At 63.4% G+C, this 26195-nt stretch carries 32 protein-coding genes; 19 read left to right on the top strand and 13 right to left on the bottom strand.

Annotated elements, in window-relative coordinates:
* Nucleotides 1-38 precede the first annotated feature (38 nt).
* The 6 genes from IMX18_RS12230 (at nucleotide 39) to IMX18_RS12205 (ending at nucleotide 4100) form a co-directional block, all read left to right on the top strand.
* The gene (locus IMX18_RS12230) at nucleotides 39-1082 is read left to right on the top strand and encodes an ABC transporter substrate-binding protein (RefSeq protein WP_217190548.1); all 1044 of its coding nucleotides are present in this window, start codon (nucleotides 39-41) and stop codon (nucleotides 1080-1082) included.
* A 23-nt stretch (nucleotides 1083-1105) separates the two neighbouring features.
* Complete coding sequence (locus tag IMX18_RS12225) at nucleotides 1106-1861, top strand: class II aldolase/adducin family protein (protein ID WP_054573126.1); 756 nt, start codon at nucleotides 1106-1108, stop codon at nucleotides 1859-1861.
* A gap of 140 nt (nucleotides 1862-2001) precedes the next feature.
* Nucleotides 2002-2886, top strand: a complete 885-nt coding sequence (locus IMX18_RS12220) for an EamA family transporter (RefSeq protein ID WP_023663280.1) — start codon at nucleotides 2002-2004, stop codon at nucleotides 2884-2886.
* A gap of 114 nt (nucleotides 2887-3000) precedes the next feature.
* Complete coding sequence (locus IMX18_RS12215; protein ID WP_015270179.1) at nucleotides 3001-3321, top strand: YbjQ family protein; 321 nt, start codon at nucleotides 3001-3003, stop codon at nucleotides 3319-3321.
* A gap of 138 nt (nucleotides 3322-3459) precedes the next feature.
* Nucleotides 3460-3648: a hypothetical protein gene (locus IMX18_RS12210; RefSeq protein ID WP_003253897.1), complete on the top strand. Its 189-nt coding sequence runs from the start codon at nucleotides 3460-3462 to the stop codon at nucleotides 3646-3648.
* 140 nt (nucleotides 3649-3788) lie between these two features.
* Complete coding sequence (locus IMX18_RS12205) at nucleotides 3789-4100, top strand: hypothetical protein (protein ID WP_023663278.1); 312 nt, start codon at nucleotides 3789-3791, stop codon at nucleotides 4098-4100.
* A gap of 46 nt (nucleotides 4101-4146) precedes the next feature.
* On the opposite strand, the gene IMX18_RS12200 is transcribed toward IMX18_RS12205, so the two are convergent.
* Nucleotides 4147-4479 carry a hypothetical protein gene (locus IMX18_RS12200; RefSeq protein WP_003253895.1) on the bottom strand — a complete coding sequence of 111 codons (333 nt, stop codon included), beginning with the start codon at nucleotides 4477-4479 and terminating at the stop codon, nucleotides 4147-4149.
* Nucleotides 4480-4780: 301 nt separating this feature from the next.
* The gene (gene ampC / locus IMX18_RS12195; RefSeq protein ID WP_100413514.1) at nucleotides 4781-5923 is read right to left on the bottom strand and encodes a class C beta-lactamase; all 1143 of its coding nucleotides are present in this window, start codon (nucleotides 5921-5923) and stop codon (nucleotides 4781-4783) included.
* 119 nt (nucleotides 5924-6042) lie between these two features.
* On the opposite strand from ampC, the gene IMX18_RS12190 reads away from it, so the two are divergent.
* Nucleotides 6043-7035, top strand: a complete 993-nt coding sequence (locus IMX18_RS12190; protein WP_015270181.1) for a bile acid:sodium symporter family protein — start codon at nucleotides 6043-6045, stop codon at nucleotides 7033-7035.
* Nucleotides 7036-7205: 170 nt separating this feature from the next.
* Here IMX18_RS12190 and IMX18_RS12185 read toward each other — a convergent pair whose 3' ends face one another.
* Both IMX18_RS12185 and IMX18_RS12180 read right to left on the bottom strand, forming a co-directional pair.
* Entirely contained in the window at nucleotides 7206-7799 is a 594-nt protein-coding gene (locus IMX18_RS12185) for an eCIS core domain-containing protein (protein WP_024087033.1), read from the bottom strand.
* Nucleotides 7786-8349, bottom strand: a complete 564-nt coding sequence (locus IMX18_RS12180; RefSeq protein WP_054573115.1) for a TetR/AcrR family transcriptional regulator — start codon at nucleotides 8347-8349, stop codon at nucleotides 7786-7788. The genes IMX18_RS12185 and IMX18_RS12180 overlap by 14 nt, the downstream gene beginning before the upstream one ends.
* Nucleotides 8350-8438: 89 nt before the next feature.
* On the opposite strand from IMX18_RS12180, the gene IMX18_RS12175 reads away from it, so the two are divergent.
* Together IMX18_RS12175 and IMX18_RS12170 are read left to right on the top strand one after the other, a co-directional pair.
* The gene (locus tag IMX18_RS12175; protein ID WP_015270184.1) at nucleotides 8439-9170 is read left to right on the top strand and encodes an SDR family oxidoreductase; all 732 of its coding nucleotides are present in this window, start codon (nucleotides 8439-8441) and stop codon (nucleotides 9168-9170) included.
* Between the two features lie 29 nt (nucleotides 9171-9199).
* Nucleotides 9200-9811: a 2-hydroxychromene-2-carboxylate isomerase gene (locus IMX18_RS12170; protein ID WP_054573116.1), complete on the top strand. Its 612-nt coding sequence runs from the start codon at nucleotides 9200-9202 to the stop codon at nucleotides 9809-9811.
* 94 nt (nucleotides 9812-9905) lie between these two features.
* On the opposite strand, the gene IMX18_RS12165 is transcribed toward IMX18_RS12170, so the two are convergent.
* The 4 genes from IMX18_RS12165 to IMX18_RS12150 form a co-directional block, all read right to left on the bottom strand.
* Nucleotides 9906-10451 (bottom strand): cupin domain-containing protein, encoded by a 546-nt coding sequence (locus IMX18_RS12165; RefSeq protein ID WP_003248033.1) that lies wholly within the window; start codon nucleotides 10449-10451, stop codon nucleotides 9906-9908.
* Between the two features lie 81 nt (nucleotides 10452-10532).
* Nucleotides 10533-11738: an MFS transporter gene (locus IMX18_RS12160; protein ID WP_054573117.1), complete on the bottom strand. Its 1206-nt coding sequence runs from the start codon at nucleotides 11736-11738 to the stop codon at nucleotides 10533-10535.
* A gap of 84 nt (nucleotides 11739-11822) precedes the next feature.
* Complete coding sequence (locus IMX18_RS12155) at nucleotides 11823-12356, bottom strand: cytochrome b (RefSeq protein WP_015270187.1); 534 nt, start codon at nucleotides 12354-12356, stop codon at nucleotides 11823-11825.
* Nucleotides 12353-13405, bottom strand: a complete 1053-nt coding sequence (locus IMX18_RS12150; protein WP_041506053.1) for a catalase family peroxidase — start codon at nucleotides 13403-13405, stop codon at nucleotides 12353-12355. Before IMX18_RS12150 ends, IMX18_RS12155 begins: the two co-directional genes overlap by 4 nt.
* A gap of 124 nt (nucleotides 13406-13529) precedes the next feature.
* Here IMX18_RS12150 and IMX18_RS12145 point away from each other — a divergent pair, with 124 nt between their 5' ends.
* Together IMX18_RS12145 and IMX18_RS12140 are read left to right on the top strand one after the other, a co-directional pair.
* Nucleotides 13530-14051, top strand: a complete 522-nt coding sequence (locus IMX18_RS12145; RefSeq protein WP_217190550.1) for a sigma-70 family RNA polymerase sigma factor — start codon at nucleotides 13530-13532, stop codon at nucleotides 14049-14051.
* Nucleotides 14048-14800: an anti-sigma factor family protein gene (locus tag IMX18_RS12140; protein ID WP_217190552.1), complete on the top strand. Its 753-nt coding sequence runs from the start codon at nucleotides 14048-14050 to the stop codon at nucleotides 14798-14800. The genes IMX18_RS12145 and IMX18_RS12140 overlap by 4 nt, the downstream gene beginning before the upstream one ends.
* A gap of 308 nt (nucleotides 14801-15108) precedes the next feature.
* Here IMX18_RS12140 and IMX18_RS12135 read toward each other — a convergent pair whose 3' ends face one another.
* Nucleotides 15109-16116: a GlxA family transcriptional regulator gene (locus tag IMX18_RS12135; RefSeq protein ID WP_100413712.1), complete on the bottom strand. Its 1008-nt coding sequence runs from the start codon at nucleotides 16114-16116 to the stop codon at nucleotides 15109-15111.
* A gap of 160 nt (nucleotides 16117-16276) precedes the next feature.
* Between IMX18_RS12135 and IMX18_RS12130 the strand changes: the two genes are divergently transcribed.
* Nucleotides 16277-16747 carry an FAD/FMN-containing dehydrogenase gene (locus IMX18_RS12130; protein ID WP_100413713.1) on the top strand — a complete coding sequence of 157 codons (471 nt, stop codon included), beginning with the start codon at nucleotides 16277-16279 and terminating at the stop codon, nucleotides 16745-16747.
* Nucleotides 16748-16971: 224 nt separating this feature from the next.
* Entirely contained in the window at nucleotides 16972-17184 is a 213-nt protein-coding gene (locus tag IMX18_RS12125) for a PLDc N-terminal domain-containing protein (protein WP_013972488.1), read from the top strand.
* Between the two features lie 44 nt (nucleotides 17185-17228).
* On the opposite strand, the gene IMX18_RS12120 is transcribed toward IMX18_RS12125, so the two are convergent.
* Entirely contained in the window at nucleotides 17229-17552 is a 324-nt protein-coding gene (locus IMX18_RS12120) for a hypothetical protein (protein WP_015270192.1), read from the bottom strand.
* Between the two features lie 210 nt (nucleotides 17553-17762).
* On the opposite strand from IMX18_RS12120, the gene IMX18_RS12115 reads away from it, so the two are divergent.
* Both IMX18_RS12115 and IMX18_RS12110 read left to right on the top strand, forming a co-directional pair.
* Complete coding sequence (locus tag IMX18_RS12115; protein ID WP_054573119.1) at nucleotides 17763-18173, top strand: RidA family protein; 411 nt, start codon at nucleotides 17763-17765, stop codon at nucleotides 18171-18173.
* 108 nt (nucleotides 18174-18281) lie between these two features.
* Nucleotides 18282-19154, top strand: coding sequence for a DMT family transporter (locus IMX18_RS12110; protein ID WP_100413714.1), 873 nt, complete (start codon nucleotides 18282-18284; stop codon nucleotides 19152-19154).
* On the opposite strand, the gene IMX18_RS12105 is transcribed toward IMX18_RS12110, so the two are convergent.
* Nucleotides 19151-19870: a TorF family putative porin gene (locus tag IMX18_RS12105; protein WP_015270195.1), complete on the bottom strand. Its 720-nt coding sequence runs from the start codon at nucleotides 19868-19870 to the stop codon at nucleotides 19151-19153. The two genes, IMX18_RS12110 and IMX18_RS12105, sit on opposite strands and share 4 nt — an antisense overlap.
* An 81-nt stretch (nucleotides 19871-19951) precedes the next feature.
* On the bottom strand, nucleotides 19952-20203 hold the full coding sequence (locus IMX18_RS12100) for a hypothetical protein (RefSeq protein WP_015270196.1): 252 nt from the start codon (nucleotides 20201-20203) through the stop codon (nucleotides 19952-19954).
* A gap of 122 nt (nucleotides 20204-20325) precedes the next feature.
* Between IMX18_RS12100 and IMX18_RS12095 the strand changes: the two genes are divergently transcribed.
* From IMX18_RS12095 to IMX18_RS12080, 4 genes are all read left to right on the top strand, one after another.
* Nucleotides 20326-20985, top strand: a complete 660-nt coding sequence (locus IMX18_RS12095) for a VIT1/CCC1 transporter family protein (RefSeq protein WP_217190554.1) — start codon at nucleotides 20326-20328, stop codon at nucleotides 20983-20985.
* Nucleotides 20986-21174: 189 nt separating this feature from the next.
* Nucleotides 21175-22632: a DUF3300 domain-containing protein gene (locus IMX18_RS12090; protein WP_015270198.1), complete on the top strand. Its 1458-nt coding sequence runs from the start codon at nucleotides 21175-21177 to the stop codon at nucleotides 22630-22632.
* Nucleotides 22629-23522, top strand: a complete 894-nt coding sequence (locus IMX18_RS12085; RefSeq protein ID WP_100413716.1) for a DUF2950 domain-containing protein — start codon at nucleotides 22629-22631, stop codon at nucleotides 23520-23522. The genes IMX18_RS12090 and IMX18_RS12085 overlap by 4 nt, the downstream gene beginning before the upstream one ends.
* 237 nt (nucleotides 23523-23759) lie before the next feature.
* Nucleotides 23760-24800: an RHS repeat-associated core domain-containing protein gene (locus tag IMX18_RS12080; protein ID WP_015270200.1), complete on the top strand. Its 1041-nt coding sequence runs from the start codon at nucleotides 23760-23762 to the stop codon at nucleotides 24798-24800.
* Between the two features lie 480 nt (nucleotides 24801-25280).
* Here IMX18_RS12080 and IMX18_RS12075 read toward each other — a convergent pair whose 3' ends face one another.
* Nucleotides 25281-26144: a LysR family transcriptional regulator gene (locus IMX18_RS12075; protein ID WP_217190556.1), complete on the bottom strand. Its 864-nt coding sequence runs from the start codon at nucleotides 26142-26144 to the stop codon at nucleotides 25281-25283.
* Nucleotides 26145-26195: the final 51 nt, after the last annotated feature.

The raw sequence follows: 26195 nt of genomic DNA, 5'->3' as shown, positions 1-26195 counted from the left end.
AAAACGGGCCCCTCGGGCACCGGCAGGAGGCAACTACGATGCAGGTATTCCCACGTGTAAGCAGCCTTTGCGCAGCGTTGCTGGCCATGGGCCTGGGCAGTGCGCAAGCGGCACCGCAGATGGTCGTGGTCGGCTATGGTGGTGCCGGCCAGAAAGCTCAGGACGAGGCGATCTTCAAACCGTTCAGTGCCCAGGATGGCAGCAAGCTGATCCAGAGTGAGTACAACGGCGAGATGGCACGGATCCAGGTAATGGCCGAGACCGGCAATGTCGACTGGGACGTGGTGCAGATAGAAGGGCCTGACCTGATGCGCGGCTGCGACGAGGGCGTCTACGAGCAGTTGGACTGGCAGCGCATGGGCCATGCGGATGAACTGATTGCCGACGCCGCACAGGCCTGCGGCTCGGCCGCGCTGGTATGGAGCGTGGCCATTGCCTATGACCGCAACAAGCTGGCACAGGCGCCTGCGTCGTGGGCCGACTTCTGGGACGTGAGCAAGTACCCGGGCAAGCGCGGCCTGCGCAAGCGTGCGGTGTACAACCTGGAGTTCGCCCTGATGGCAGATGGGGTGAAGGTCGAGGATGTGTACCAGGTACTGGCCACCCCGGCAGGGGTCGAGCGTGCCTTTGCCAAGCTCAGCGAGCTCAAGCCGTATATCCAGTGGTGGGACGCCGGCGCCCAACCTGCCCAGTGGCTGGCGGCGGGAGACGTGGTGATGACCTCGACCTATAGCGGGCGCATCGCCGTGGCGGCCCAGCAGGGCAGCCCGCTGGCGGTGGTCTGGCGTGGCAGCCTGTATGGCATGGATTACTGGGCGATCATCAAAGGCTCGCGGCATGTCGACCAGGCCAAGCGGCTGATTGCCTACGCCAACCAGCCGGACACCCAGGTGCGTTATGTGCAGCAGATTCCCTATGGGCCGACCAACACCCAGGCGGCGGCGAAGCTAGACCCGTCCCTGGCCAGCTGGGTGCCTACTTCGCCGCAGAACCTGCAGGGGGCGTTGGCGATGAATGTGGAATTCTGGGTCGACCATGGCGAAGAGCTGGAACAGCGCTTCAATGCGTGGGCCAGCAAATAGCGTACTGCAAAGGTATAACGATGATGACCACAACGGAACAAAGCCTGCGCCAGGAGCTGGCCGCCTGCTATCGGCTGATCGCCCATTTCCGCATGAGCGACCTGATCTTCACCCATATTTCCCTGCGCCTGCCGGGGCCGGAGCACCACTTCCTGATCAATCCGTACGGCTTGCTGTTCGATGAGATCACGGCCTCCAGCCTGGTGAAGATCGACCTGCAGGGCCGGCCGGTTGAAGCGACGCCGCACCCGGTCAACCCGGCCGGTTTCGTCATCCACAGCGCCATCCATGCTGCCCGCGAGGATGCCCGCTGTGTGTTGCACACCCACACCCGGGCAGGTTGTGCGGTGGCGGCGCTGGAATGTGGGCTGCTACCGCTCAACCAGATGTCCATGGAGTTTTATGGCAAGGTGGCATACCACGCCTATGAAGGGATTGCGCTGGACATGGATGAGCAGCGAAGGCTGGTAGCCGACCTAGGCGACAAGCCGGTGATGATCCTGCGCAACCATGGCCTGCTGACCACTGGGCGCAGCGTGGCCGAAGCATTCCTGCGCATGTACTACCTGGAGAAGGCGTGCGAGATCCAGTTGGCGGCACAGAGTGCCGGGCAGGTGATTTTGCCGCCGGCCGAAGTGTGCGCGCATACCGAGCGGCAGTTCAATGAGCCTGGACGAGGGTTGAAACAGGGCGAACTGGCGGATCCGGATGCGTTGCAGCTGGCATGGGCGGCACTGTTGCGGATGCTGGAAAAGGTCGCACCTGGATACCGGAGCTGACGCTCCGCCACCTCGGCAACCCTTGCACGATAACAGTCACTGTTGCGCACCTCTGGGCCGCAACTGTGCTGGTCCCTGTCAAAGGAATAGCCTTATGCTGTAACGAAATATGTCTAGAAAGCTTGAAGAAGGATGTCGCAATGCCACTCAAGGATCTGCTCATCGCCCTGGTGGTGATTGTCGCCTGGGGAGTCAACTTCGTGGTCATCAAGGTTGGCCTCGATGGGTTGCCGCCGATGTTGCTGGGGGCATTGCGCTTCTTGCTGGTGGCATTCCCGGCGATCTTGCTGGTCAAGCGGCCGAAGTTGCCCTGGCGCTGGCTGATCGCCTACGGCGCGACCATTTCGCTGGGCCAGTTCGCTTTCCTGTTCCAGGCCATGTACAGCGGCATGCCGCCAGGGCTGGCCTCGCTGATCCTGCAATCGCAGGCGTTCTTCACCCTCGGCTTCGCCGCGTTGTTCCTCGGCGAGCGGCTGCGCCTGGCCAGCGTGCTGGGGCTGCTGGTGGCCGCCAGCGGCCTGGCGCTTATCGGCAGCGAAGACGGCGGCCATGTACCGATGTTGGCGCTGGTGCTGACCCTGTGTGCCGGCGCCATGTGGGGCATGGGCAACATCATCACCCGGCGCTTTGGCTCGGTTGACCTGGTGGCGCTGGTTATCTGGGGCGGGCTGATCCCGCCACTGCCGTTCCTTGCGTTGTCCTGGTGGCTGGAGGGGCCGGAGCGCATCGGCCACGCCATTGCCAATATCAGCTGGAGTTCGGTATTGGCCCTGGCTTACCTGGCGTTTGTCGCCACCATGCTCGGCTACAGCCTGTGGAGCAAGCTGCTGTCGCGCCACCCGGCCGGCAAGGTGGCGCCGTTCTCGCTGCTGGTGCCTGTGATTGGCCTGAGTTCGTCGGCGTTGTTGCTGGGCGAGCGTCTGACTGCGACCCAGGGCTGGGGCGCATTGCTGGTGATGGCAGGGTTGCTGGTGAACGTGTTTGGCGCAAGGCTTGGGCGCCGGTTAAGGGCTGTCAGCGCGTAGCTGACTCTGTGGGAGCGGACTTGCGTTGCGAAAGGGCCGCTCCCACAAATGCGCGTTGCAAACAGGGCGCTCTGTTAGAATCGGCCTCTTTTGCCAGGCCAATGGAGCGCACCCATGATCATTTCAACCACCAGCCAGCTCGAAGGCCGCCCGATTGCTGAATACCTGGGTGTGGTCAGCTCCGAATCGGTGCAGGGCATCAATTTCGTGCGCGATTTCTTTGCACGTTTTCGCGACTTCTTCGGCGGGCGTTCGCAAACCCTGGAAAGCGCACTGCGCCAAGCCCGGGAGCAGGCCACCGAAGAACTGAAGGCGCGGGCACGCCAGTTGCAGGCCGATGCGGTAGTGGGTGTGGATTTCGAGATCAGCATGCCGTCGGTACAGGGCGGCATGGTCGTGGTATTTGCTACCGGTACAGCGGTGCGCCTGAAGTAGAGCGTCTGCCGCTGGTCGGGTCCAAGGCTTCGGTCTGGGCGGTCCGCAAATGACCAGCTAGTCTCACTTTCACAGGTCGCGTTTGGTAGAGCAACTGTTCTGGTTGCCGACGCGTCCGCCACTGGAGGGAGACAGGGCATGAGCGAATCCTTTTTCGAAGACCTGAACGACGCGTTCCCGATCAACAGCCAGGTGCGTTGCGGCCAAGCGGCATTTCGCCTGGGCTTCGCCCACATGACGCTGGATGATTCCGAACAGCTCCAGCCTGCACATCTGCAGCGCAGCAAAAAAGGCCGCTTCATGCCGCGGGTTCCGCTCAAGAAGTGATCCCGCTCCAGCACAACCCCGCCGAATGGCGGGGTTTTTATTGCCATTTCTTGATCCGCCTCATGGCATTGCCGGGTAGCACTCGCAGGATGGCCAAGGCTGTGGTTTTCTTGCGCGGCATTCCAGCAACGGAGGATTGAATGCTCATGCGAGTCAGGGAAGAGACCTATTGGCAATGGGCCGACGCACAGCTGCACAGCCGCTGCCACGACGAAGCACTCAGTGACGGCACCACGCTGGACGTGCAGGTGCGCCTGTCGCGCCTGGGGGCGACCCAACTGTTTTTGGGGTTGTACGCCGGTGATGGGCGAGCGTTGCTGGAGGAGTATTACCCCGCACGCCCAGGCGAGACCATGACTCGCGCTCTGGTGTGGGGTGTAGACCGCGCCCGGGCGATGGCAACCGGCGCCTTGCCGCTGCCGGAGCCCCGCAGCCAGCGGCGCCAGGCATGAAAAAGCCCGGCCTGTGCGGGCCGGGCTCAGATAAAGGTGGGAACCCTCAGTTTAGCGGTTCGATCACCTTGACTGCCTGCTGCTCACGGGCAGCGGGCCATTCTTGTTGCAGGGTCTGCAGGACGCGGCCGACGAACTCGGTATCGGCGGCGGCCTTCTTGCCGACGTAGCCTTGGCCACGGCGGTAGACCTTGAAGCGGGCACGCATGCTGGGCAGGTGCTCTTCGAATTCATCTTCGACGGTGTTCGGTGGCAGGCGGTCGAGGCGCACTTCACCGGTCTGGCTTACCCACAGCAGATGGTCGTCAAGGCTGTCCTTGCGTACGGCGAACAGCTGGGCCAATTGGTCGATAGTCGGATTGTTGTTCAAGTTCATCATAAAGCCCCCATTACCCATTCGTAGGTGATTTTTCACAGTTGGCGCTACCACGGTGTAGCGCACTACCAAGGCTGCTACAGCAGCATCGCAACAGGGGCTTTCTCACGCTGCCTTTTGGACAGTTTCCCTCTCCACGGACGGCCTGCGTTACCGCGCAGGCCGTCTGGAACACCCTTGCCACCGCTCCCGATCAGGGAGACGGCTTCATCATGCCCAAGGGCGATGAACGGCGTCAACCATTTTGTAGTGAATATTTTTGCTCACTACATTGTGTCGTTTTGTTCGACAATCGCTGCCCGCACTACAGCCCGGAGAGAATGTCGAAGGCTGCGCGCACCCGGGCTTCGTTCGGGTAGTTTCGGTTGGCCAGCAACACCACGGCCAGTTGTTCGGCGGGCACGAACGCGGCGTAGGCGCCGAAGCCATTGGTCGAGCCGGTCTTGTTGTACCAGGCTGCCGGCAGCGGCGGCAGGGCTGGTTGCAAGCGTGTGGTTGCCTGCGGTTCACGGATAAGCTGCGGGCCGTTGCCATCGATCAGTGTGGCCAGCGTGACCGGGTAGGGGTAACGCTCCCAGCCCAGGCCCTGGGTCATGGCGCCGACCTGGAAGTAGCCCCGCTGGGTGATGGCCGTGGCTTGTGCCAGCGCCGGTGGCAAGCCCTCCGGCTGCATGTGCAGGCGCACATAGCGCAGCAGGTCGCTGGCGCTGGTCTTGATGCCGTAGGCTTCGTCGGCGTAAGGGCCGGGGCCGACACGCACCGGCTTGTCGGCACTGTCGTAGCCCTGGGCATACAACCCCTGGGCGCTGGCCGGGACCTGCAGATAGGTGTTTTCCAGGCCCATCTGTTTCAGCAGGCCCTCGCTCATCAGCGTGGAAAATGGCTGATGCTGCGCGCGGGCGGCCAGGTCACCGAACAAGCCCAGGCTGGGGTTCGAGTAGCAGCGCTGGGTGCCGGGTTTGGCGCGGGGTTGCCAGTGACGGAAGAAATCGACCACCTGCTGCGCCGTCTGCACCGCATCCGGGAACTGCAACGGCAGGCAGTCGGCACTATAGGCGCCCAGCTCCAGCACGCTTGCGTCGCCGATGGGGGCGCCGGCAAGGGCCGGGTGATAGCGCTTGGCCGGGGCATCGAGGTCCAGCTTGCCTTCGGCACTGGCCAGTGCGGCCAGGGTGGCGGTGTAGGTCTTGCTCAGCGAACCGATCTCGAACAGCGTGTCGCGGCTGACCGGCACATTGTCGGCCTTGCTGGCCACGCCATAGCTGAAGTAGTACGCGTGGTTGCGAGCATAGACAGCCACGGCCATGCCGGTGATGCCTTGCTCTTGCATCAGCGGGCGGATGATCTGGTCGACCTTGGCCTGCAACTGGTCGTCGGCCTGGGCGGCACTGTAGCCCAGGGTGAGAGTGATGGCGGCTGCAAGTGCAGCCAGGCGGGAGAGGGGCATGAGCGAGTCCTGTGCTGGAGCGTGTCCGTTGAGCGACACCGGTGGGGGTTCCGGCGTTAGCGGCGAAAAGCCGAAGACCTTATCGTCTGCCCTTGCACAATGACAAGACGGAAACTGTGATGAAGTATTTGCGCATGTTATTCGACAATTTCACCCTGGCCTTGCTCGGGGTGGTGCTGATTGCCACCGTGCTGCCTTGCTCGGGCGACGGCGCAGTGTATTTTGGTTGGCTGACCAACCTGGCCATCGGCCTGCTGTTCTTTCTGCACGGCGCCAAGCTGTCGCGTGAGGCGATCATTGCCGGAGCGGGGCACTGGCGCCTGCACTTGCTGGTGTTCTCCTGCACCTTCGTGCTGTTCCCGCTGCTGGGCCTGGCGTTCAAGCCACTGTTCGTGCCGCTGGTGGGCAACGAACTTTACCTGGGCGTGCTCTACCTGTGTGCCTTGCCGGCTACCGTGCAGTCGGCCATCGCCTTCACTTCGCTGGCGCGTGGTAACGTGCCGGCGGCCATTTGCAGTGCGGCGGCATCCAGCCTGCTGGGTATCTTCCTCACGCCGTTGCTGGTAATGATGTTGCTGGGGGCCAGCGGTGATACCGGTTCTGGTCTGGATGCGGTGCTGAAGATCACCCTGCAGCTGCTGGTGCCGTTCGTGGCCGGGCAGGTCGCCCGGCGCTGGATCGGTGCCTGGGTCAAGCGCAATGCGCGCTGGCTCAAGGTGGTGGACCAGGGTTCGATCCTGCTGGTGGTCTACACCGCGTTCAGCGAGGCGGTGGTCACCGGGCTGTGGCACACGGTATCGCCGCAGCACCTGGCCGGGTTGTTTGCCGTGTGCGGAATCTTGTTGGCGGTGGTGTTGTACGGTACCCGGCTGCTCGGCAAGCTGCTGGGCTTTGACCTGGAGGACCGCATTACCATCCTGTTCGCCGGTTCGAAGAAGAGCCTGGCTACCGGGGTGCCAATGGCGCAGGTGCTGTTCGTCGGCAGTGGCATTGGCGCGATGATCCTGCCGCTGATGCTGTTCCACCAGATTCAGCTGATGGTCTGTGCAGTGCTGGCGCAACGTTATGCCAGCCGTGAGCAGGTGGCTGAAGAAGCTTCGGCGGCGTCCTGACACCTGGTTTGGCCACTGATGCGGTCGCCGTGTAGGAGCGGCCTTGTGTCGCGAAAGGGCCGCAAAGCGGCCCCGGCAATATCTGCTCCAAGCTGAAATCGAGGGGCTGCTGCGCAGCCCTTTCGCGACACAAGGCCGCTCCTACACGGCGACCGCGAAATGACCAGAAATTATCTGGCCTGCCCTGAACCACGCTCGCGCAGCGCCTTGCCTACCTCGGCCTCGATCTTGTAGGCCGGCGCTTCCAGGTCGTCGTAGTTGCGCGTGTAGCGCCGGGCGAACTCTTCTACACCCAGCTGCTGATACTGCTGCACATGCTTGAGCTCATGTGCCCACAACGCCACGTTGTCCTCGGCGTCGGCGGGGCGGCGGAAGATGATCGTGTCGATCAGCGTCACGGCGTTCACATCGGGGTTCTGCAGCAGCGCATTGGCCGCGCTCATCTGCTGTTCGTCACCCACCCGGAAGCGCGCCGCGTCGAGCACGGCAAAGTCGTACCAAGGTTCGAGTTGCGCACGGATATGCAACGGGATCGGCTCGACGCCGCTGGCGGTGGCTTCGTCGCGGGCCTGCTGCAAGGCGTAGGTCAGGCTGGACGAAGCCAGTACTTCCACGTCCTTGAAAATCTGCCCGGCCTGGCCGGGGTCGATGGGCGCACAGAAACATCCCATCAGGCACACCTGGTATTGCCCTGGCGGGCAGGCCTGTTCGGCGAGTGCAGGCAAGCTCATCAGTAGCCCCAGCAGTAGACTAATCCGCTTCATGCAGGGCCTTCTCGACAAAGTGGCGGCTGGCGTCCAGTACCTGCGACTGCACGCTTTCCGTGGCCAGCATGCGCCCGACCAGCAAGGCACCGACGCACTGGCTGATCAGCACCCAGGCCAATTCGCTGTCTTCCAGGGTCGCGCTCCAGGCCTGGTGCAGCTCCACCAGCCAATGCTCGGCCACGGCGCGCACGGGTGCTTCGGCCCGGGCAATCTCCACCCCCAATGGCGGCAGCGGGCAGCCACCTTCGGCATTGTGCAGGTGGGCCAGGCTCAGGTACTGCTGCAGGCAACGGCCCAGGCGTTCGCGACTGGCGCCCTGGTTTGCCAGGCGCGCCAGCGGGCTGTTGCACAATTCCTGCCGCACTACCTCGGTGAACAGGTCGTCCTTGGACGGGAAGTGGTTGTAGAAGGCTCCGCCGGTCAGGCCGATCGCCTTCATCAGCCCGGCTACGCCGGTGCTGGAAAAGCCCCCGCGTTTGGCCAGCGCGCCGCTGCTGGCCAGCAGCCGCTCGCGGGTTTGCTGCTTGTGTTCGTTGGTGTAGCGCATTCAGTTGCCTCTGCAGGCGGGCTTGACGGTGGCGGCGATCATAACATAGCGTTCGTTTACTAAACGATCATTCACCAATGGAGGCAGGCATGACAGAACAACAAAAAGTGGTGCTCGTGATTGGCGCGGGGGATGCTACCGGCGGCGAGATCGCCAAGCGCTTTGCCCGCGAGGGCTACATTGCCTGTGTTACCCGGCGCCAGGCTGACAAGTTGCAGCCGCTGCTGGACGAAATCCGCGCTGCCGGCGGCCAGGCCCACGGGTTTGGCTCCGATGCGCGCAAGGAGGAGGAGGTGGCGGCGCTGGTCGAAACCATCGAGCGTGATATCGGCCCGATCGAAGCGTTTGTGTTCAATATCGGTGCCAATGTGCCCTGTAGCATTCTTGAGGAAACCCCGCGCAAATACTTCAAGATCTGGGAGATGGCCTGTTTTGCCGGTTTCCTTACCGCCCAGGCGGTGGCCCGGCGCATGGTCCAGCGCGAGCGTGGCACCATTCTGTTCACCGGCGCCACCGCTGGCACTCGTGGCGCGGCGGGCTTTGCGGCATTCGCCGGGGCCAAGCATGCCTTGCGCGCCCTGGCCCAGAGCATGGCGCGCGAGCTGGGGCCGCGGAACATCCATGTCGCCCACGTGGTGGTTGACGGGGCCATCGACACCGCCTTCATCCGTGACACATTCCCCGAGCGCTACGCCCTCAAGGGCCAGGATGGCATCCTCGACCCGGCCCACATCGCCGACAGCTACTGGTTCCTGCATGCCCAGCCCCGCGACGCCTGGACATTCGAGCTGGACCTGCGCCCCTGGATGGAACGTTGGTAAGCCCCTTTCACCGAGCAAGGACCGTAACCATGCACAAGACTGTCGATTTCTTTTTTGACCTGGGCAGCCCGGCCAGCTATCTGGCCTGGACTCAACTGCCTGGGCTGTGTGCCCGCCAGGGTGCCACGCTGCGTTACCGGCCGATGCTGCTGGGCGGGGTTTTCCAGGCTACCGGTAATGCTTCGCCGGTGATGATCCCGGCCAAGGGCCGTTACATGTTCACCGACCTGGCGCGCTTCGCCGAGCGCTACGGGGTACCGTTCGGGTTGCCGCCGGGGTTCCCGGTCAATACCTTGACCCTGATGCGCGGGGCAATGGGCACCCAGCTGCGTTCGCCGGAGCGGTTCGAGGCGTTGCTGGCGGTGCTGTTCAATGGGCTGTTTGCGCAGCGCCGCAACCTGGGCGATAACGCCGTCCTCGACGACACGCTGAGCCAAGGCGGCTTCGACCCGCAGGCATTTCGCGCGCTGGCGGGTGATGACGAGGTGAAGGCCGCGCTCAGGCATGCGACCGAAGCTGCAGTGGAGCGCGGGGTGTTCGGCGCGCCGACCTGTTTTGTCGGTGACGAGATGTTCTTCGGGCAGGACCGCCTGGACTTTGTCGAAGAGGCCCTGCGTCAGGGGGGCGACAGCCTTACCTGAAGGCGCCTCTCCCACAGGGTTGGCGCGTTTCCTGTGGGAGCGGCTTCAGCCGCGAACACCGGCAAAGCCGGTGCCATCTCCATGCATAAAGCAGTCAGAAGTTCGCCGGGGTGTTGGCGCTGATGATTTCGGCCTCGTCCGGGCCGATGTTCTTGAAACTGTGCGGCAGGGTAGTGGGGATGTAGTAACCGTCGCCCGAGTTGAGCACGCTCACCTGGCCATCGACCCACAACTCGACGGTGCCGCGTGTGACCAGGCCACACTCCTCACCCTCGGCATGCACGATCGGCTCGCCCGAATCGGCACCCGGTGCATACAGTTCACGCAGCATGCGCATCTGCCGGCCTTCGACACTGGCGCCAACCAGCAGCATGCGCAGGCCGTTGCGGCCCAGATCTGGCTGCTCGCCGCCACGGAACACGTAGCGCTCTTCGCGCACCGGCTCGTCGAAACTGAAGAACTCCGCCAGGCTCATCGGAATGCCTTCGAGCAGTTTTTTCAGGGAGCTGACCGAAGGACTGACGCGATTCTGCTCGATCTGCGAGATCGTCGAATTGGTCAGCCCGCTGCGGCGGGCCAGTTCCCGTTGGGAGAGGTTGTTGCGTTCACGCACCAGTTTGAGTCGCGTCCCCGTGTCCATAGCCGCCTTGTAATCAGAGGTGTCAATAATAATGAGCGATGCGCATTAAAACACACTCTGCGCGCTTGCGCGCTGTGCTTGTCAGGCCCGCTGATCGCGGGGCATTGGCCATGACCCCACCAGCAGCAACAGCGCCGCCACCGCCAGGAATGGCAAGCGTGGATCGACGGCATAAACCAAGGTGCCGGCCAGCGGCCCGATCACTGCACCCATGCCCTGCGCAGCACCGATGGACCCGGCCGTCGCGCCTTGCTCGGAGGCGTGCATGGCATTGGCCGCCAGCGCCGAAAAGGCCGGGAAGACAAAGCCCATGCCAGCCGCCGCGACAAAGTAGCAAGCCCACAGCCATGGAGCCGTGGTGGCCAGCGAGCCGCAGGCAAAGCCCAGGGCCGAAACCGTGGCGCCGACCCGGATCATCTTCAACGGCGGCCATTCCAGCTGGCGCAGCAGCACCTGCGCCAGGATCAGTGCAACGCCTACCGTGGTCAGGGCGATGCCGGCAGCCTGGGCAGCCTCGGCAGGGCCCAGGTGCAGGCGGTCGAGGGCAAAGAAGCCGACGATGATCTGCGATACCGTGACGCTGAGCATGGCGCTGAACGCCACCAGCAAAGGCCGGCGCAGGCGTGGGTCGTTCAGGCGCACCGGGCTGGGAGCATGGCTGTGCGGCAGCGCCTGCGGCTTCAGGGTGAACAGCAGGACCAGAAAGGCACTGGCCGGCAGCAGCGACATGATATGGAACGGCAGGCTCAGGCTATGCCGCGCCAGCAGCGCTGCCAGCGCCGGCCCCACCACCAGGCCGACGGCGTTGGCCGCCCCCAGCGAGGCCATGGCCCGGGCCCGGCGTTGCGGTTCGACATGGTCGGCGATCAGCGCATTGCAGCCCACCGGGATGGCAGCATAGAAGGCGCCGATACAGCCGCGCGCGACCATCAGGCCGATGAAGGCCAGGGTCGCCCCCGGTAGCCAGCGCAGCGCACCTTCTACGAACAGGCACAGCAGCCAGTAGGCCAGGGTGAAGCCGGCGCTGCCCAGCAGCAGGATGCGCCGACGGCCCAGACGGTCTGCGGCGCGCCCCCAAGGCCGGGCCAGCAGCACCCAGACCACGCCCGCCACGGTCACTGCGGCACCGGCTTGCCAGGTGGCCATGCCGAGCTGGCGGGCGATCGGGCCGATCAGGGCGACGAAGGCCATCATCGACATGGTGCAGGCCATGTTGGCCAGCAGCAGGGGGCGCAAGTCCAGGGTACTGGCGGGTGCGAGTGTGGCAGGATCCTTTGCGACATTCATAGGGCAGTCCAGGGCGGTACGGCAAATAGAAAGCCGATCTTGTTGGGAATCGGTATCGGTGTCGAGCCCCCGGCCTGCCGAGCGTCATTGGCTGCGGCGCAGCGGGCCAGGCCACATGCTACGCAACACGCCATCGCGGCGCACCCACGCGTGCATCAAGGCCGCACCCACATGCACCAGCACCGTGGCGAACAGCAAGTAGCCAGCCCAGCCATGGGCCTGGCGCAGCACTGCATACAGTTGCAGGTCATGGGGGGCAATGGCCGGCAAGCCCAAGGGGCGGGGGTAGCCACCGGCCGACAGCATGGCCCAGCCCAGCAGCGGCATGGCAAGCATCAGTCCGTAGAGCACCAGGTGCGAAGCCCCGGCGGCCCAGCGTTGCAGTGCAGGCAGGTCGCGCGGCAGGGCTGGGTGGGGCAGGGCCAGGCGAACGGCGATGCGCAGCAGCACCAGCACCAGCAGGGCCAGGCCGGTTGCCTTGTGCAACCCGATCAGCACGGGGTGGCGCGGCGACAGGTCGGCGACCATGCTCACACCGATGAACAACATGGCCAGGATCAGCACGGCCATCAGCCAGTGCAACAGGCGGGCGAGGGGGTGGAAGGCGTCGGTTTTCATGGGTGGGCTCCGGTGTCGAGCGACTCGCGGCTGCGGCGGTTGAAGGATTCCGAGTAGGCGGCCGAACGGGCGGCGAGGATCGGGTCGGCAGAGGCCTGGATGCCCCGGGGTAGAATCAGCGGGTCGAAGTTGATGTCGCGGCAGGCCCCTTGCTCGGGGCCGTCGACCTGTTCCAGTACCAGCGTGCCGGCGTCCACGCTGCGCCGGTCGGCAGGCCACGGGCTGGCAGGGTCGTCCACTGCATCGCCGGGTTCCGCCAGTACCAGGCGCAGCGTCCAGCGCAGCGGGCCCTGGGCCAGCCGTTGCTGCAGGTCGTGCTGCAGGAACTGTTTGTCATCGACTTGGGCAGGCAGGGCGGCAAACGCTGTCTGCGGCTCCAGTTGCCAACGCACGGGGTGGGACGCGCCGCTTGCGTCGATCAGGCGGAAGGCGTTGATGCTGTGGTACTGCGTGCTGGCGAAGCTGTTGCTGGGCTTGTACCCCGCCGCCCATTGGCGAAACGCCGCGCTTTCCGGGTGGGCGGCGAAAAACGCCTGCAGTTTGCCCGGGTCCGGTTTGCCGGTGGCCGGGTCGGGTGCCCCCGCCAGTACCTGTTCATAGAAGGCTTGAGGCGTGCTTACCGCCAGCACCGGCGGGTTGTTCATGCCGGTACGCCAGACTTGCCCGTCGTCGGTGCTCAACTCGATGGCCAGGCTGCGCACCGGTATGCCGGTATCCGGCGCGAACGGGTTGGCGCCGCCGATGGCGAAGCGGCCGATCACTGGCACCCGCGGCTGGCTGAACGCCCGCGCCGTGGACAGGCTGACGGCCTGCCCGCTGGGCTGGAAGTAGCCGCTGACGCACAGGCCCTTGGCGTGGTTCTTGCGGTAACCCGGGTAATGCCCGGCCTGTGCTTCGAAGGTGTCGATGATACGTTGTGGGGTCAGGCGGGTATCGCCAACCCAGCCGGCGGCATAGGCAAAGGCGGCGCCCGCGCCCAGCATCACGACGCCGATGGCGGCCAGGCGCAGGGCCTTGGCCGGGCCGTGCAGGGGTGAGTTCATGGTCATTGTCCGGTACGGTGAAGGTGCCGGTACGACGGCGCAGGGAAAAACTTATTCCCTTGCCGGGAATAGATTTTCCTCACAGGCGTCTGCCTCATACACTGACAGCCCCAGAGGTCGGGACTTTGCCATGCATGATCTGGACGACCACCAGTGGCGCGAGCTGCTGGCCCGCCTACGCCGCTTTGCCGTGTGGCTGACCCGCGAGCCGGGCAGCGCCGACGACCTGGTACAGGCAACGGTCGAGCGGGCCTTGAGCCGGCGCGACCAGCAACGTGATGCCGATGCCCTGCGGGCCTGGCTGTTCACCATCCTTTATCGGCTGTTCCTCGATGGAAAGCGCCGCGAGCGCCTGCACGCGCGATGGCTGTCCTGGTTCGGCCGCGGCGAGCGCGACGACGAGCCGGTTGGCGGCAACCTCGAGGCCATTGTCCTGGCCCAGGCCGACCTGCAGGCTTTCGCCCGGCTCACGGCAGAACAGCGTGCGCTATTGCTGCTGGTCAGCATCGAGGGTTTGAGCTACAAGGAGGCCGCCCAGGCCCTGGGCATCCCTATCGGCACTGTGATGTCGCGCCTGTCGCGCGCCCGCAATGCCTTGCGCGAACTGACCGAGGGCAACCCCCAGCCCCCGGCCTTGCGGAGACTGAAATGACGCGCCTGATCCCCAGCGAAGACGAACTGCACGCTTACGTCGACGAGCGCCTGGAGCCGGTGCGCCGGGCCGAGGTGCAGGCCTGGCTGGCGGCCAACCCGCAGGCCGCGGCCAAGGTCGAGGGTTGGCGTGCCGACGCCCGCCGCCTGCGTACGGCACTGGCCGGGTTTGGCGAAGTGCCCGGGGCGGCGCAGCTGGACCTGGGGCAGTTGCGCCGGCAATTGCGCCAACGCCGCCAGCGCCGCTGGGCCACGGCGGCGGTGTTGCTGCTGGCATTGGGCGTGGGTGGCCTGGGCGGTTGGCAGGTGCGCGACGCGACCTTGGCGCGTGCCGACCTGCCGATGGCCGATGCTGTCCAGGCACACCGCTTGTTTGCCGGTAGCCAGGCGCTGGATATCCAGGCCAGCGACCCAGGCCAGTTGCGCGACTGGCTGGGGCGCCACTTCAGCCGCGTTGGCCACCTGCCGGACCTGGCGGACTACGGCTTCAAACCGGTGGGCGCGCGCCTGCTAAGCAATGAGCAGGGGCCGGCGGCGTTGCTGGTGTTCGAGGATGGCAAGGGCCAGCGCATCAGCCTGTTCCTGCGCTCACCAGGTGATCATTATCGGCGCATGCCGGACGGGCAGCGCGTGGACGGGCAGCTGGAGGCGCGGTACTGGTCGCATGGGGCCTACAACTTTGCTCTGGTCAGCGCGGTGGACGATTTGCGTGGGGCGGGGGTGGGGGAGGCGTTGCGCTTGGGTTTGTGAGCCCGCTCTCGCCGGGATCGCACGTGGATGCTTTGGTGATCCTGTGGGAGATTGCCCAGCCCTTTGGGCTGCGCTGTCGCGCAGAGAACCAATATCGCTCGTCTGACGCGTCCTTTGTAGGAGCAGCCTTGTGCTGCGAAGAGACCGGTACAGCCAATAGACAGGCTTTGTCAGCCCCGGCCTCTTCGCAGCACAAGGCTGCTCCTACAGGACCTCGCCGAACCAATGAGTCATGTGTTGTTCTATGAGAGCGGGCGCGCCCGCGAAGAGGCCTCGCCAGGCCACACATTCCTGCCATTTTCCCCTGCTCACTCGCCCAACCGCTGCTCACGCGACGGCGGGTAGCCAAAGTAAGCCGCATAGCATTTGCTGAAGTGCGACACCGAAACAAACCCGCAGGCCACTGCCACTTCCATCACCGACAGGTCGGAATACTGCAGTAGGCGGCGGCTTTTGGTGACGCGCAACTCCATGTAGTAACGCCGCGGCGAAGTGCCCAACTGGGCCTGGAACAGGCGGTCGATCTGTCGGCGCGAGCGCCCGCTGTAGGCGGCCAACTGGTCGAGGCTGAGGGTTTCCTCGAGGTTGTTCTCCATCAGCTCGACGATGGTGCGCAGGTGCAAACTCATGGATTTCTTCGCGCCAGGGCCGACCTGGCGATAGCGGGCACCGGAGAACGACAGGATCTCCTCGACGCCTTCGGCCAAGCCGTCGCCATACAGCCGGCGCACCAGGCCGAGCATCAGCTCCATGGCACCATTGGGGCTGGCAGCGCTGAGGCGGTCGCGGTCGAGAGTGAAGCTGGCCGGGGTGATCCGCGTCTGCGGGCTGCGCTCGGACAGGCTGGCGCGTTGCTCGGGGTGGATACTGCAGCCATAGTCGTCCAGCACCCCTGCGCGGCCGAGGAACCACGCGCCGTTCCACAACCCGCCCAGGGCCATGCCGTGGGCCGCGCAATCACCCAGCAGGCGGTCAAGCTCGGGGTACTTCAATGGCGTGCGCAGGCCGCCACAGATCACCAGCAGGTCCAACTCCTTCAGGGCCTCGGCGGATAACTCGGTAGCCACCAACTCCAACCCCAGGTCGCTGAGCACGCGGTCGCCTGCAAGCGACAGCGGGGTGAATTGAAAGCTGTCGGCGCGCAGCAGGTTGGCCGTGACCAGCACGTCCATGGCCACGGTGAAGCTGGCCATGGAGAAGTGTTCGAGCAATACGAAATCGACCCGATAGGGGGCTTGGGCATTGGCGCTGGCGGACTTCAGCCGCAGCATGTTGCTGGTACTGGTCTTCTTGCTGAACTGGCGTGGCGTGGGCACTCTGGACTCCGCTTCCTGGCTGGCCTTGAGAGTGTGGCGGGTGGCCGGGGGAAAGACAATCTCCCGGGTGGCCGTGTCGTATTCCAGGTCGTGTTCAGGCAACCTGTCTGGCTTGGCCCGTTGCCGCTATGCTGATGCTCCTGTCACTGAGGATACCTTGATGAAGTACGCCGCTTCCCTGTTGCTTTGCCTGATGCCATTGTTGGCCAATGCCCTGGAGCAGGGCGACAAGCTCGCCCCGTGGACGCTGCTCGACCAGTACGACCAGGCCTATAGCCTCGCCGCCGACACGCACATCCTGCTGGTGGCACGTGACATGGACGGTGCCAAGCTGGTGAAGGCGGCGCTTGCCGAACAGCCCAAGGGTTACCTGGAGGCGCGCGATGCGGTGTTCGTTGCCGACATCCAGCGCATGCCGGCGCTGATCAGCAAGCTATTCGCCATCCCCGCCATGCGCGATTACAACTACCGCGTGCTGCTCGACCGCGACGGGCGCGTGGCCAGCCGTTATCCAGGGCAGGATGGCCAGGTGCAGTGGTTGCAACTGGAACAGGGCAAGCTGGTGAGCCAGCGGGCATTTGCCGATGCGCCGGCGTTGAAGGCGGCGTTGGAGACTGCACCACGGCATTGAGGGCCGTCACTACTCCCTGTAGGAGCGGCCTTGTGTCGCGATGGGCTGCGCAGCAGCCCCAGGATTTTTGCCCTACGAAAGACCGCAGGGGGCTGCTTTGCAGCCCATCGCGACACAAGGCCGCTCCTACAAAGGGCCGTGGTGCCATGCCGCCAGCCAAATCAATCTGAACCCTCGGCAGCCTCTGCAACCCAACCCATTACATGCCAAATGGGAGAGCGCTCATGGAAATCGGAACGATCTGGATCATCGTCGCGGCCTTTGTGATCCTGCTGGAAATCTGGGCCATCTGGCACATCATCGGCAGTGACCGGCGCGCCGAGCGCAAGATGCTGTGGATCGTCTTCGTGGTCTACGCACCGTTCCCCGGTTTGCTGTTCTGGGCCTGGCGCGGGCCTCGGGCAGTGAAGGGCAGGGCGGTACTGCAGGAAAAATGATGGAGAACGGCCTCAGGCGCGGGGGCGCCTGAGGCCGTCGATGTTCACTTGGGCAGGATATCGAAGCGAATGGCTGACCCCAGCCCGTCCACCATCAGGCAACCATAGAACTTCACGGTCGACAGCACACACAGATGCTTGAGCGCTTCATGGATGTAATCGTGAAGCAGCTTTTCGGCATCGCGCCTGCGGTCTGCGAGCGTGGTGCTGCTGAGAGTGATCACCCCGAGCAAGGTGGTTTCAATGTGTTCGACGGTGTCCAGGCCAATTTTTTCGCGCAGGTGCAGGCGCGCCTTTGCCGCATCGTCTTCATCTCGTGCGGTTTTGGGCTTGATGGTATAAGCCAGCTGAAAATCATATTTGCTCATCGCTTTATCCTTGATACGTGCAGGCCTCCATGCCGGGCCTCGCAATCTAGCGCCTGGCAGCCACCGCGTATACAAACGCGTGGTTCACGCAAGCCAGCGCGCTGTGCGAAACGTCCTACGCAGACAAGCCCGTTTTACGATGCATGCTTGACCTCGAGTTAACTCAAGGTTCGATACTCCGTCCCTCTTCCAACTGATCGAGGGTTTACCGTGAGCCATTCAACCGCGTTCCAGCTGAGCAACCCGGAAGGCCTGTACGACCCCAGCGGTAATGCCTACTCTCATGTCGCCGAGGTTCATGCCGACAGCCGCCTGTTGTTCATCGCCGGCCAGGGCGGGGAGGACCGCAACGGGCAGCTGTCGCCGCTGTTCGCCGAGCAGGCGCGCCAGGCACTGGCCAACCTTGAGATTGCCCTGGCGTCGAAAGGCGCCAGCCTGGCCCAGGTGTTCAAGCTGACCCTGCTGATCGTCGAGCATTCCGAAACGCGACTGCATGAATGGGTAGCCGAGGCTGACAGGGCCTGGGGCCGTAGCATGAAACCGACCTGCACGCTGATACCGGTACCCCGGTTGGCGCTGGACGGCATGTTGGTGGAGATCGAGGCAGTGGCGGCTGTATAGGCCCGGGCGATTCGGTGGTCGCGGCAGATAAACACTATGTTGTATATCGGTGCTGGCCCAACCAGCATGGCCGCTGTAACAACAATTGACCTCAAAGGTGACCACACCATGAGCACCGGCACCACCACGCTTGCCGAACCCAAGGCCCGGGCCTGGGTCTGGCCCGCACTTTTCAGCCTGGTGGCCTTCGCTGCCAACTCGGTATTCTGCCGACTCGCGCTGAAGGATGGGGCCATCGACCCGGCATCCTTCACCGTGGTGCGCCTGGCCAGTGGTGCACTGTTCCTGCTGCTGTTGATCCGCCTGCGCAAACCCGCGCTTGCCATGGGGGGGAGCTGGCGCGGCGGCTTGGCCCTGTTCCTCTACGCATTCCTGTTTTCTGCGGCATATCTGCAACTGGGCGCAGGCGCGGGTGCGTTGCTGCTGTTTGGCGCGGTGCAGATCACCATGTTCGGCTTCGCCTGGTACAAAGGCGAACAAATCACCGCGCGGATGCTGCTGGGCATGCTGATCGCCTTCGTCGGCCTGCTGGTGCTGCTGTTGCCCGGTACTGCGGCGCCACCTTTTGCCAGTGCCTTGCTGATGACCCTGTCTGGCGTGGCCTGGGGCGTTTACACGCTGCTGGGCAAAGGTTCACCCAGGCCGCTGGCCGACACTGCCGGCAATTTCACTAGGAGCCTGCCGTGCCTGGTGCTGCTGGCGCCGATGCTGTTGCTGGGCGCCGGCTTGCACCTGAGCCCGCTCGGCGTGCTGTATGCGCTGGGTTCTGGTGTGCTGGCGTCCGGTGCTGGCTATGCCGTGTGGTACGGCGTGGTCAGGCAAGTCAGCGCGCAGCAGGCGGCGACCATGCAGCTCAGCGTCCCGGTGATCGCGGCGTTGGGCGGGGTTGGCCTGATTGGCGAGCCATTGTCGTTGCGCTTGCTGGTGGCCTGCGTGGTGGTGCTGGGCGGTATCGCCCTGGCGCTGGCGCCGCGCCGTTAAAAGAAACGGCGTTGCGCCTTGAGCGTGACCATGCTGTCGCAATAAGTGTTGATGCCCGAATACGCATCACACCCGCCACCATTGAGGTTTGAGTTGCTGTAGACCAGGTTCAGGTCGATGCCGAGCCAAGGCCGGGATAGTTCCAGCGACCAATCGGAAAAGGCATTCACCTCGCTGCCATCACGAATGGTGAATGGCGTACCCAGGCGGTGATGGGCGAGCTTGACGCTCAGGTCGACATCAAACAGCGGCAGTTGGCCGAAGTCGGCGAACAGCGTGGCGGTGCGGTTGTCGGGATTGTCGCGCAGCGCTCCACCGAAACGGCTGCCCAGCACCGAAACACCGCCGTACAGGGCATAGCTGTCGGGGCCCGCAATGTTTGGCTGACTATAATGGATCAACCCCACCTCGTAGCCCAGGCTAGTGTCGAACCGGTGCTTGTAGCCCAGGTAACTGTCCAGCCGCAGGGTGGAGTCGGGCGTCACGCCCATGCTCGGGGCGTACTGGCCAAGGTACCAGCCGCTGGGGTGGCTGAAGTCGAGGCCACCGTGGAACGCGCCGATGGCGCTGGGCGATATCAGCCCCTGGGCCATACTGCGTGAGGGGGTGGTGCCGAGTGTAAAGTCGAAGTCGCCCAGTTCGCGTTTGATCTGTTGGGCCAGCAGCATGGGGCTGAACAGCAGTGCAGCACTCAGCAACAGAAGGGGCCTGGTCATGGTCTCCGTCCTGGAAGGCTTGCGGTTGAGCGGTAAAGCATACCTGTGCAGGTAACGTGAGGGAACCGCCGGCTAGCCCATTCAGCCTTTGGTCGAACGGTCGGCGTCTGCAGCTTCGGTCACTACGGGCAGGTTGCCGGCACGCTGGATTACCCGCCGTTGCTGCTCGTAGTCGTCCAGCGACAGGCCACGGCGTTGCAAGGCTTCCAATTGCAGTTGACGGGTTTCTTCGGCGGTGTAGGGACGCAGTTCGGGGTGGCTGGCACAGCCGCTGGTGATGGCGATGGCAATGACGGCAAGGGTGGCGGACAGCAGGCGGGCCAAGGTGTTCATCAGGTAGCTCCAGGGGCCGGGGTGGTGGGCGGCGAGTCGATGGAGCTAGGTTATTCGGCCATGTCGTTCGGCAGAAATTGCCATTCTCGATAGTGACTATCGATGGTTCCTGGGAGGGTGCGATGGGGCAAGACGAGCAACCGCGAAAATGGGGCGTGCTGGAACCGATCGACCGGATCACCGAAGTCATCTTCGGCCTGTTGATGGCGATGACCTTCATCGGCTCGCTGAGCGTGGCCACGGCAGGGCGCGAAGACGCGCGGCTGATGCTGATTGCCGCGCTCGGCTGCAACCTGGCCTGGGGCCTGGCCGATGCCGTCATCTACCTGCTGCGTACCTGGACCGAACGCACCCGCAGCCGGACCTTGCTGGCCCGCCTGCAAGCAGGTGATATCAACCAGGGGCGCAGGCTGATTGCCGATACGTTGCCAGAGCGCATCGGCCTGGCACTGGATGAAGATGGGCTGGAGATGCTGCGCGGGCGATTGCTGCGTGATGCTGCCCGTTCGCTACCGGCACGCCTGGGGCTTGATGATTTCAAGGCGGCGCTGGCCACTTTCCTGCTGGTGGTACTGGCAACTTTCCCGATGGTCATTCCGTTCCTGCTGATCGAGACCACCGGTACGGCCATCCGTGTATCGAACCTGGTCGCCCTGGCCATGCTCTTCCTTGCGGGCTGGCTGCTGGCACGCTATTCCGGTGGCCGCACCCTGTTGACCGGCGTGGTTCTGGCAGTAGTTGGAGCGTCGCTGATCGTGGCGATCATCGCCCTGGGCGGTTGAACACCGCCGCGGGCGTGCCCGCGAAAGGGCCGGTACAGCAATTACAGTTCTCAGCCCAACCCTGATATAGATTCAAAAGCAGCAACCACCGCACCCTTAGAGCGCGAAAAGTTCGCGCCCCCGTATCTGGCCAAAAGCAGCGCCATTGCTACCCTTAACCCACGCGGCCTGATCTCACGGAGAGATGCGATGCGCATGCCATTGTCAGCGGTCCTGTCGGTGATCCTGTATCTGAGTGCCACGCCCGGCCTGGTGCTGGCAGAGGATGTACCGGCCCCCGACCCGGCACCACAAACCGACACGGTCGCGGCCAAGGACCCGGTGTTCACCCAGGAGCAACTGGACCAGATGCTCGCGCCCATCGCGTTGTACCCCGATGCGCTGCTGGCCCAGGTATTGATGGCCTCCACTTATCCGGGGCAGGTGAGCGAAGCGGTGACCTGGTCCAAGGCCAACCCCAAGGCCACCGGCGACGATGCCGTCAAGAAGGTGGCGAACCAGCCCTGGGACCCGAGTGTACAGGCGCTGGTGGCCTTCCCGCAGGTACTGGCGACCCTGGGGCAAGACCCGGTCTGGGTACAGCGACTGGGTGACGCCTTCCTTGCGCAGCCCGACGATGTCATGGGCGGCGTGCAGCGCCTGCGCCACCAGGCCCAGGCCGCCGGCAACCTGCAGAGCAACCAGTACCAGAACGTGACCGTGCAGACCGCCCCGGCACCGGCCTCCAGTGGTAGCAGTACTCAGGTGGTTACGGCCAGTAGCCCGCCCACCACCATCATCATCGAGCCAGCCGACCCGCAGGTGGTGTACGTGCCCAGCTACAACCCGACCACCAGCTACGGCACCTGGGCCTACCCGGCCTCGCCGCCGGTGTATTACCCGCCACCGCCCATGTATTACCCTGGTTCTGCACTGGTGGCGGGCCTGGCCTTCGGGACCGGCGTGGCGATCGTAGCCTCGCTGTGGGGCGACTGTGACTGGGGCAACAACGACATCGACATCGACGTCAACCGCTACAACAACATCAACGCCAACAACCGCATCACCAACAACCAGAACAAATGGCAGCACAACGCCGCCAACCGCGACGGCGTGCCATACCGCGACTCTCGCAGCCGCCAGCAGTATGGTCGCCAGCTGGACGGTGCCACCCAGCGTACTGCCTTCCGCGGTGACGACGCCCAACGCGCCCAGGCGCGGGACAAGGCCCGGGCGTCGATGGACCGGGCCGGCATCGAACGTCCGGCCACCAGCAACCGCCAGGCACGCCAGCAGATGCGCGAGGCGCAGGCAGGCAATTCGGTCGGCAACCGCATGCAGCCTCGTAGCGACAACCCCAGGGCAACCGACCGTCGACAGGAAACCCGCAACACCCAGGCTCGCCAGCAGAACAGCCAGGTGAACCAGCGCAGGCAGGGCGAAGGCCAGGGGCGGCAGCTGGCACAAAATCGGCCGTCCAATACCGCTGGCCGCGCGCGTAACAATGCCTTCGACGGCGTGCGTTCACCCTCGCGCACCAGCGCTCAGGCCAGCCGTGGCCGCACCAGCCAGTCGTTCGCCCAGCGCCCGAACGCATCGCGTGCCGCCGGGCACCAGATTTCCCGGCCCAGTGCGCCCGCACGCCGCGGGGGAGGTGGCCGTCGATGAACCGTCAAACGATAGCGGCACTGGTAATCGCAGCCGGTATGACATGGTCATCCCTGGCCGCTGCGCAGGAAGCCTTCCCGACACCGGAGAAGGCCGTGGAATCCTTTGTTGCGGCGCTGGGCGAGGAGAAACCTGATGAAGCCCGCCTGGCCCGGTTGCTGGGTGATGACTGGCGTACCTACATACCTCGCGGCGGTGTGCAACGCAGTGATGTGGACACGTTCCTTGCGCAATATCGCGCGCAGCACAGCATCAACCTGTCGGGTACAAACAAGGCCATCCTCGCGGTGGGCAGTGATCACTGGACGTTGCCTATTCCGTTGACCAAAGGCGACCAGGGTTGGCGCTTCGACCTCAAGGCCGGCAGCGCCGAAATCCGCGCCCGGCGCATTGGCCGCAACGAGCTGGGTGCCATGCAGTCGATGCTGGCCTATCACGATGCGCAAATGGAGTACGCCACCCAGGACCACAACGGCAACGGTGCGCTGGAATACGCGCAGAAGATATTCAGCGAGCCCGGCAAGCATGACGGGCTGTACTGGGACGACGATGGCGATGGCCAGGTCAGCCCGCTGGGCCCGCTGTTCGGCCAGGACCGGGTTGGCGACGACTGGTATGGCTACCACTTTCGTATCCTCGATGCTCAGGGCCCATCCGCCCCTGGTGGTGCCTACAGTTACCTGATCGGCAACCAGATGAGCCGTGGCTTCGCCATGGTCGCCTGGCCGGCCAGGTACGATGACACCGGGGTGATGAGCTTCATGATCAGCCATGACGGCGAGGTGTTCGAGAAAGACCTCGGGCCGCACGGCGACAAGCTGGCCAAGGAGATGAAACGCTTCGATCCGGATGACAGTTGGAAGGTGGTGGATGTGCCGGTGGATGACTGACTCTGCAGGGCCTTTGAGCCGCATCGTTTCGTTTGCGGGTATGGAAGCCGACGACTGAAACTGCGCTACGCAGAAGGTGGCGCAATTCTCACGGCGCTTCGTCCCTATGAACTGCAAGGTAGCCCTGGCTTTCATACCGCCAGTGGGCGTTCCACGAAAGCCGTACCTGTCATTTCTGACAGTTGTTTGATGGGGTTCGACGCGAAAATATGGCTACCTCATCCACGGGAGCCAGATATGACCTCGCCAATGAAGTACACGCGCTTTTTCATGCAGCACGACAGGGTTCACACCGCTTTGTCAGGCAACGCTGCCGTGGTATGCATGAGAGGGCAGGCAGGCGTCCTGGCAGAAACCAGGCTGGAGCAGGAAACAGCGCGCTCGGCACTACTGGCTGCAGACAGTGGGGATTCAGTGGTAGGTGTCCGATCTCAGGGGCAGCCGGAGGCGGTGACTTACAATGCCTATGGGTATCACAATCCCAATGACATTCCCTTGCATCGACCGGCATTCAATGGCCACCTGCTGCTGTGGTACCTCTATTTACTCGGAAATGGTTATCGTGCCTTCAATCCGGTCTTGATGTGTTTTCAGAGTCCCGATAGCCAAAGCCCATTTGGTGCGGGGGGCTTGAACTGTTATGCCTATTGTGCGGGTGATCCGGTCAATTTCAGTGATCCCAGCGGGCATATGCCTACAAAACGCCCTATTCAGATTCGAAGTATATCGCCAGCAACCCAACATGAAGTATTAATGGACGCAATAAAGACAGGTTTGGAGGCTGGAGGTGGAAAAAGGCGAAGGCTGTCGTCGCCGACTGAGCGAAGAGTCGGGCAAGAGGTTATGAGTACCCAAACGGGTAGGAAGGACTCAGGTGCGCCTGGGCAAAGCAGTTCGCAGCCCTTGGCAATAACCACAGCTCAAAGTCAGTCGTCGCCTATTGCAGACTCTGCTGTTTATTCGGTCGCGTCATCGGCGGGGACGGTAGGTGCGGTGCACACAGTAGATAGCTGGACATTGCGTCGTGACAAGTTGAAGGCTGGTGAATTTGAAAAGCTTCTTGAATTTATTAATAAGAGTAATCATGCTATAGAAGGATTAAGCTCTGAGCAGACTAGGGAGTTGCGCAGAGTTGCAGTGGAAGCTTTTGCTGTCGGTGGCAATGTACAAGCATCTATTAACCGTGCGAATCCTGATCTTTCACTAACTCAGGTGGAGAGAATTCGGCAGGGTTTGAGGGGCGTACTCGATCGGTACCGCCGTAAACGCCCTGGCTAGACTAAACGATCTTTTTATGTGTCTGGTGAAACATTTCAGGTGATAAATTTCGCCTCCATCTCCCCCGGATTGTACATGGGTGACACACGTTACAGAGTCGTCTTCATCCAATGCAGGACTCCAGTGGCGTTAAGCATGCGGCTGCCTGGAAATCACTTGGGGAGAGCTAAGCAGGCTGACCAAGCTGTGCGGGTCAAGTTCGCCGTGCTGAACGAGATGAACGAGTATAGGTTTCCCGATATGACGGTTGAAGAAGGTAGAATCGCGTGCCAAGTGGGAATGGGCGCAAGGCAGAGCGGAGCAGTATCGCATTTGCATTAAAATCTGTTTTCCGAGCATTCCACGGGCAGCAGTTGGCTTCATCAAGAAAGTGGCGGTGAGAACAATTAAGCGGACTTCATCCAATGAATAGATATTTGTATTGGGTCAATAATTTGTTCGCGAGTAGTTCCATGTTTCATATTGCTTCTGAATAGAATTTCATTGCGGACTATTTTCCAGCATCTGCCGCACCAGCCACTGCCCCGCGGGCCCCAGCGCGCGCCGGCTGGACCAGGCCACGTCCATATTCACTCGCCGTGGATAGCCCGCGACCTGCAACTCTATCAGCCCACTGCCAAACCGTGCCACCAGCGCCCTGGGCAGTTCGGCCCAGCCGAACCCGCGCACGGCGAACTCCAGCAAGGTGAGGTAGTCCGGTGCCGACCAGGCTTGGCCACGACCGTGGTGCAGGCTGGGAGCATAGGTCTTGATATACAGCTGCCGGACGTTCTCCAGGTGCTGCGTCTGCACCTGGGGCAAAGCCGCCAACGGATGCCCGCTGGCCACGTACACCCCAAACTCTGCCTGCTCGGGCAAGCGTGCCACGGCAACGTCAGCGGGGTAGCTGGGCTGGGTGGCAAGAATGCCGACGTGTGCCAGGCCCTGCTGGATCAGCTCGATCACATCGGCATCTTCCGACGGGCCGCAGCGCAGCTCGGTATGCGGGTAGTGCTGGGCGAAGCGGGCCATCACCGCGCCCTGGAAGGTCACGCTGTAGCTGTCCGACATCACCACCGAGACCAGTGCCTCGATGTTTTCCGCCAGCCGCACCGCCAGGGCATCGAGCTGGGCGCTGGCATCGAGAATCGCCTCCACATGGCTCAGCACCTGCCGCCCAGCCTCGTTCAGTGTAGGGTGGCGACCGCCACGCTCGAACAACGGGCAACCCACATCGGCCTCGAAATTGGCGATGGCAATGCTGATGGTGGACTGGCTTTTGCGCAACTTGCGCGCCGCAGCGGAGAACGAACCCAGCGATGCGGCTTCGACAAAGGCGACCAGAGCTTCGGGTGAGTAGCGCATGGTATTGATAAAATCGATGGTAGCTATGTCGCGAGTATCAGTTCTATCAAA

This window comes from Pseudomonas shirazica (assembly GCF_015168335.1).
Taxonomy (GTDB): domain Bacteria; phylum Pseudomonadota; class Gammaproteobacteria; order Pseudomonadales; family Pseudomonadaceae; genus Aquipseudomonas; species Aquipseudomonas asiatica.
The sequence above is the reverse complement of the archived record's forward strand: the minus strand, read 5'-3'. Positions and strand labels throughout refer to the sequence as shown.